Genomic DNA, 7,510 nt, shown 5'->3' with positions numbered 1-7,510 from the left:
TCCGCCGTCAGCGACGACAGCACACCGTCATCGAGAACACCCGCCGTGTGCACGACGGCCGTCAGGGGGTGTGCGACCGGTACGGACTCCAGCAGGCCCCGCACCGCCTCACGGTCGGCGACGTCACACGCCTCCACCCGCACCTGCGCACCCAGAGCCGAAAGCTCCGCCACCAACTCGGCGGCGCCCTCCACGCCCAGACCACGACGGCTCGTCAGCAGCAAACGCTCCACCCCGTACGAGGTCACCAGATGCCGCGCCACCAACCCACCCAGCAGACCCGTACCACCCGTCACCAGCACCGTCCCCGACCCGAAACCGGTGTCAGTGCCGTCCGTGTCCCGCGCTCCGTCGGTGCGGGCGAGGCGGCGGACGGAAACGGTGCCGTCGGTGTGCAGGAGCAGTTCGGGCTCGTCCGTCGCGACGGCCCCCGCAACGAGCGGGAGGCAGCCGGCGGGGTCCTCGGCGGCGGCCAGGACGATCCGGCCGGGGTTCTCGGCCTGCGCGGAGCGCACCAGGCCCTGGAGCGCGGCGGCGGCCGGGTCCCCGTCCGCCCGGGTCAGGACCACCAGGCGGGCGTCGGCGAAACGGTCGTCGCCGAGCCACTCCTGGAGCAGCGCGAGACCACGCCGCACGGTCGTCCGCACGGTGTCCGCCTCGGCACCGGTGGCCTCCAGGAACGGTACGACGACCAGCTCCGGGATCCCGGCGGCGGATCCGGCGAGCGCGGCGAGGTCGGGGTGGTCGCTGTGGCCGAGGCCGGAACCGATCACCACGGGACCGCGGCCGCCGGCCGCAGCACCGGGCTCGGGCAGCGGCCGGCCGGCCCATTCCACGCGGAAGAGCGCATCACGCAGGGCGGAGCCGGCGAGCTGCCCGGCCGACACCGGGCGCAGGGCGAGCGCGTCGACCGAGGCGACCGGCTTGCCGTTCGGGTCGGCGACGTGCACCCCGAGGGTGTCCTGTCCGGCCGGGACCAGCCGGACCCGCAGCTCGGTCGCACCGGTGGAGTACAGGCGCACGCCGCTCCAGGAGAACGGCAGCCGCCGCTCGCCCTGGTTGCCCGACCGTCCCAGGAACGTCCCGTGGAGGGCGGCGTCGAGGAGCGCGGGGTGCAGCCCGTAGCGGGCCACTTCCGCGGCCTCGGCGTCCGCGAGCGCGACCTCGGCGAAGACCTCCTCGCCCGACCGCCAGACCCCGCGTACGCCCTGGAACGCGGGCCCGTACTCCAGACCCGCCGCCGCCATCCGCTCGTACAGGTCCTCCACCGCCACCGGCTCGGCACCGGCCGGCGGCCACTCCATCAGATCGAAACCGGCCTCCACCGGCGCCGACGACACCACACCACTCGCATGCCGCACCCACGCACCCTCCCCGTCCGTCCGGGAGTGGACGCCGATCGCGCGGTTGCCGGCGGAGTCGGGCTCGCCGACGGACACGTGCAGGTGGACGCCGTCCCGCTCGGGGATCACCAGGGGCGCCTGAAGGGTGAGCTCGTCGAGCAGGGGGCTGCCGACGAGTTCGCCCGCCTTGAGGGCGAGTTCGACCAGGGCGGTACCGGGCAGCAGGATCGTGCCGAGGACGGCGTGGTCCGCGAGCCACGGGTGGGTGCGGAGCGAGAGCCGCCCGGTGAGGGTCAGGGTGCCGGAGTCGGGCTGCTCGACGAGGGCACCGAGCAGCGGATGTCCCGCCTCGATGAGTCCGAAGGCGTCGGCGTCGCCGTGGGCCGGGCCGTCCGTGGGGACGTCGAGCCAGTAGTGCTGGTTCTGGAAGGGGTAGGTGGGGAGGTCGACCGTGCGTGCCCCGGTCCCGGCGAAGAACGCGGTCCAGTCCACGGGGGTGCCGTGGGCGAAGAGCTCACCCACCGCCGAGAGCGCCGTACGCGCCTCACCACGGTTCTTCCGCAGCACCGGCACCAGCAGCGCGTCATCCGAAGCGCACGGCCTGGCCATCGCGGTCAGCGTGGCATCGGGGCCCAGCTCCAGGAACCGGGAAACACCCTGCCCCTCCAGCGCACCGATCGCATCCGCGAACCGCACGGGACGGCGCACGTGCTCCACCCAGTACTCGACGGAACCAAGCTCCCCCGCCGTCACCGGGCCGCCCGTGACGGTCGAGACGAACGGCAGACGCGGAGCATGGAACGTCAGACCCGAGACGACGCCCCGGAACTCCTCCAGCATCGGCTCCATCAACGGCGAGTGGAACGCGTGACTGACCGGCAGCCGCTTCGACTTCACCCCCAGCAGACCGACGATCTCCTCGACCGCATCCTCGGCCCCCGCGATCACCACGGAAGCGGGACCGTTCACCGCGGCGATACCCACACGGTCCTCTCGCCCGGCCAGCAGCGCGGTGACCTGCTCCTCGGAAGCCTGGACGGACACCATCACCCCGCCCGCCGGAAGCGCCTGCATCAGGCGGCCCCGCGCCGACACCAGAGCACACGCGTCCTCCAGCGACAACACCCCCGCCACATGCGCCGCCGCGATCTCACCGATCGAATGCCCGGCCACCACATCCGGCCGCACACCCCACGACTCCAGCAACCGGAACAGCGCCACCTCAAGCGCGAACAACGCGGGCTGCGTACGACCCGTCTCATCCAGCCCCACACCCGAGGCAATCGCCTCCCGCAGGGACGGATCCAGATGCGCGAGAACCTCATCGCAAGCCGCCCCGAACACCGGGAACGCCTCACCCAACTCCCCACCCATGCCGGCCCGCTGAGAACCCTGACCGGTGAACAGGAACGCCAGCCGGCCACGCGTCGCGACCCCGGTGCTCCCCTCCGTCGAGCGGAGCGCGCTCAGCGCCTCCTCCCGGTCGGCCGCCACGACCACGGCGCGGTGGTCCAGCGCGGCCCGGGTGGTGGCGAGCGCGTACGCGAGGTCGGCGGCCGCCGTGTCCGGTTCGCGGTCCCAGTGCTCGGCGAGCCGCGCGGCCTGGTCCCGCAGCGCCTCGTCGGAGGCCGCCGACAGGACGAAGGGCAGCAGGGCGGGGGTGACGGCGTCCTCGGCCACGGCGGGCCGTTCGCTCGGCGGCGCCTGCTCCAGGACGACGTGGGCGTTGGTGCCGCTCACGCCGAAGGAGGAGACGCCCGCCCGGCGCGGCCGCCCGGTCTCGGGCCAGGCGCGGGCGTCGGTCAGCAGTTCCACCGCGCCCGCCGACCAGTCGACCCGTGAGGAGGGCTCGTTCACGTGCAGGGTCTTGGGCAGCACGCCGTGCCGCATGGCCTGGACCATCTTGATGATGCCGCCGACGCCTGCGGCGGCCTGCGTGTGGCCGATGTTGGACTTCAGGGAGCCCAGGTACAGCGGCCGGTCCTCCGCACGGCCCTGGCCGTACGTCGCGAGCACCGCCTGCGCCTCGATCGGGTCACCGAGCCGGGTGCCCGTCCCGTGTGCCTCGACGGCGTCCACGTCGGCCGTCCCCAGACCGGCATCGGCCAGAGCGGCACGGATCACCCGCTGCTGGGACGGACCGTTCGGCGCGGTCAAGCCGTTGCTCGCCCCGTCCTGGTTGACGGCGGAGCCCCGGATCACGGCGAGCACCCGACGTCCGTTGGCCAGGGCGTCCGAGAGCTTCTCCAGGACGAGGACGCCCACGCCCTCGCCCCAGCTGGTGCCGTCCGCGTCGTCCGAGAAGGACTTGCAGCGGCCGTCCGCGGCGAGACCGCGCTGACGGCTGAAGTCCACGAAGATGCTCGGCGTGTGCATGATCGCGACACCGCCGGCGAGGGCGAGGGAGCACTCCCCCCGGCGCAGCGCCTGGGCGGCGAGGTGCACGGTGACCAGAGACGAGGAGCAGGCGGTGTCCACCGTCATCGCCGGGCCCTCGAGGCCGAAGACGTAACTGACCCGGCCCGAGGCGACGCTGCCGACGTCGGCCGTCCCCCGGAAGCCCTCGATCTCCTCCGGCAGGACGGGCAGCCGGCTGAGGTACTCGTGGTACATGAACCCGGTGAACACGCCGGTGCGGGAACCCCGCACCGACTGCGGGTCGATGCCCGCGCGTTCGAACGCCTCCCACGAGGTTTCGAGCAGCAGCCGCTGCTGCGGGTCCATCGCCAGGGCCTCGCGGGGCGAGATCCCGAACAGGTCGGGGTCGAAGCGTCCGGCACCGTGCAGGAATCCCCCCTCACGGGCGTACGAGGTGCCCCGGTGTTCCGGGTCCGGGTGGAACAGGGCCTCCAGGTCCCAGCCACGGTCCTCCGGGAAGCCGGACACGCCGTCCGAGCCCGACTCGACGAGCCGCCACAGGTCCTCGGGGCTCTCGACCCCGCCGGGGTAGCGGCAGCTCATGCCCACGATCGCGATCGGCTCGGCCGGGCCGTTCTCGATCTCCTGGAGGCGCTCGCGGGCCTCCTTCAGGTCGGCGGAGACCCGCTTGAGGTACGAGCGGAGCTTCTCCTCGTTGTTCACCGTGCTCACTGGATTCGCCTCGCGTTGTGGTTCGTGCGTCGGAAGTCGGGTCGGAATCGGGGCCGGATTCGGGGCCGGATTCGGGGTCGGGACGGAATCGGATCGGTGCCCGGGGTTCCGGGCGGGTGCGGGGCTCACAGTTCGTTGTCGATGAAGTCGAAGAGCTCGTCGTCACTGATGTCTTCGAGCACGTCCCTCGACGACGCGGAGCCCTGGTCGGCGGCGGTCGCCGGCGGCGTCGGGCGGCCGTCGCCGAACCGCGCCACCAGCTCCTCCAGCCGGCGCACGATGCGATCGCGGTCCGGGTCCCCCGCCTCGGCCGAGCCGAGCAGGCCGTCGAGCCGGGCCAGATCGCCGAGCACCCGGTCGGCGGAGGGCCGGTGGGCGCGCAGCAGTTCCTCGCGGAGCTGCCGGGCGACCGCCTCCGGGGACGGGTGGTCGAAGACCAGGGTGGGTGCGAGGCGCAGGCCGGTGGCCTGGTTCAGCCGGTTGCGCAGTTCCACCGAGCTCAGCGAGTCGAATCCGAGGTCCTTGAAGGCCTGGGCGGGGTCGACCGCCGCCGCCGAGGCGTGCCCGAGGACGTCGGCGACCTGGCCGCTCACCAGGGCGACCAGTTCGGCGTTCTGCTCCGGCTCCGCCAGTGCGGACAGGCGCTCGGCGAGCGAGGCCGGGCCGCCGTCCGGTGCCGCCGCGGCGGCGGTCCGGGTCGCGGCCGTGCGGACCGCGGCCGGGGCCGCCGGCACCACGGTGCTCAGGAACGGCGGGAGGGTCCCGGCGTCCGCCTGGGCGCGCAGCGCCTTCTTGTCCAGCTGCAGCGTCACCAGGGTGGCCGCGTCCGCCGCCCGTGCCGCGTCGAAGAGGGCCAGGCCCTGCTCCGAGGGGATGGGGGCGAACCCGGCCCGCGAGAGCCGGTGCAGGGCGGTGCGGTCGAGCTGACTGGTCATGCCGCTGCGTTCCGCCCACAGGCCCCAGGCCATCGCGGTGGCCGGCAGTCCCCGGGCCCGGCGGCGCTGGGCCAGCGCGTCCAGGAAGACGTTGGCGGCCGCGTAGTGGGCCTGGCCGGCGCTGCCGAACACGCCGGCGGCACCGGAGAAGAGGACGAAGTCCGCCAGTCCGAGGTCGCGGGTGAGCTCGTGCAGGTGCAGGGCCGAATCGGCCTTCGCCCGGAAGACGCTCTCCAGCTGCTCCCCGGTGAGGGAACCGACGACGCCGTCGTCGATGACGCCCGCCGTGTGCACGACGGCCGTGAGGGGGTGTGCGGCCGGTACGGACTCCAGCAGGTCCCGCACCGCGTCGCGGTCGGCGACGTCACACGCCTCCACCCGCACCTGCGCGCCCAGACCCGAAAGCTCCGCCACGAGTTCGGCGGCGCCCTCCGCGGCCGGCCCGCGACGGCTCGTCAGCAGCAGCCGCTCGACCCCGTGCGCGGTGACGAGGTGACGGGCCACGAGCGCGCCCAGCGTGCCCGTTCCGCCGGTCACGAGGACGGTGCCGCCGCCGAAGCCGGGCGCCGCGTCCTGGGGGGCCGGGGCGGCGGCCCGGGTGAGCCGGGCCGCCCGTACGGCTCCGTCGCGGACCGCGAGCTGCGGCTCGTCGCCGCCGAGCGCGGCGGCCAGCGGTTCCAGGTCCTCGGGACGGTCCACGTCCGCCAGGCCGAACCGGCCCGGGTGCTCGACCAGCGCCGACCGCACCAGACCCCAGAGCGGGGCGTGGGCGAGATCGTGTACGTCCTCGTCGGCGTCGACGGCCACGGCCCGCGTGGTGACCAGCACGAGCCGGGATCCGGTCAGTGCCTCGTCGGAGAGCCACTCCTGGACGAGGGCCAGGCCCCGCAGGCTCGCGGCCCGTACCTCGTCGGCCGACACCTCGGCGCCGGGCGTTCCCGTACCGCCGACCGGGCAGAGCACGACCTCGGGCAGTGGCGCACCGGCCGCGACGGCGGCCCGGAGCGCGGTCAGGTCCTCGTGGTCGGAGCCGAGGACTACGGCCTTGGCGGGCTCCGCCCCGGTCACCGGCACCCATTCCACCCGGTAGAGGGGGTCGGCGGGGGCGCCGCCGAGCTCTCCGGCCGGGACGGGGCGCAGGACCAGCGAGTCCACCGAGGCCACCGGCTTGCCGGCGCCGTCGAAGGCCGTGACCTTGATGCCGCCGTCCGGTCCGGTCGGGGTGAGCCGGGTACGCAGTTCCGTGGCGCCGGTCGCGTACCAGCGCGCCCCGGCCCAGGTGAAGGGGAGCCGGCGCTCGCCGCCGCCCTGGAGGAACGTGCCGTGCAGGGCCGCGTCGAAGAGGGCGGGGTGCAGCCCGAATCCGGCCGTGCCGGTGCGCGGGTCCTCCGGCAGCAGGGTCTCGGTGAAGACCTCGTCGCCGCGCCGCCAGGCGGCGGCCAGTCCGCGGAACGCCGGGCCGTACGCGTACCCGGCCTCGGCGAACGACTCGTAGAGCGCTTCGACGTCGACGGGCTCCGCGCCGGCCGGCGGCCAGGCCTCAGCCAGACCGGCGCCGTCGTACTCCGCCTCGTTCTCGGCGGCGTCCGCGAGGAAGCCGGTGGCGTGCCGGGTCCACGGCTCGTCGGCGTGGTCGCCCTCCGTGCGGGAGTGCACGGTGACCGTGCGCCGGCCGCTGTCGTCGGCAGGCCCGACGGACACGTGGACGTCGACGCCGTCCTGCTGCGGGATCACCAGCGGGGCCGCCAGCGTCAGCTCCTCCAGGGCGTCCGCGCCGACGAGTTCGCCCGCCTTGAGGGCGAGTTCGACCAGGGCGGTACCGGGCACGAGGACCGTGCCGAGGACGGCGTGGTCCGCGAGCCACGGGTGGGTGCGGAGCGAGAGCCGCCCGGTGAGCAGGGCGCCCGCGGAGTCCGGCAGCGCGGTGGCCGTGCCGAGCAGCGGATGCCCGGCGGGTTCGAGCCCCAGGTCCGCGGCGCGCGCGGTGCGCGGTGCGTTGAGCCAGTAGTGCTGGTTCTGGAAGGGGTAGGTGGGAAGGTCGACCGTCCGTGCCCCGGTCCCCGCGAAGAACGCGGTCCAGTCCACCGGCGTGCCGTGAGCGAAGAGCTCACCCACCGCCGAGAGCGCCGTACGCGCCTCACC

General features: G+C 74.4%; 2 protein-coding genes. Both read right to left on the bottom strand.

What is annotated here, in order from left to right:
- The coding region (locus tag ABT403_RS38795; protein WP_351650946.1) for a beta-ketoacyl synthase N-terminal-like domain-containing protein at positions 1-4,433 on the bottom strand (4,433 nt) is incomplete at its 3' end.
- A gap of 125 nt (positions 4,434-4,558) precedes the next feature.
- Positions 4,559-7,510 (bottom strand): type I polyketide synthase (locus tag ABT403_RS38790; RefSeq protein ID WP_351650944.1); only part of this gene is annotated, 2,952 nt, incomplete at its 5' end.

The sequence above is a fragment of the Streptomyces sp. NPDC000075 genome, from assembly GCF_040301925.1.
Taxonomy (GTDB): domain Bacteria; phylum Actinomycetota; class Actinomycetes; order Streptomycetales; family Streptomycetaceae; genus Streptomyces; species Streptomyces polychromogenes.
The sequence above is the reverse complement of the archived record's forward strand: the minus strand, read 5'-3'. Positions and strand labels throughout refer to the sequence as shown.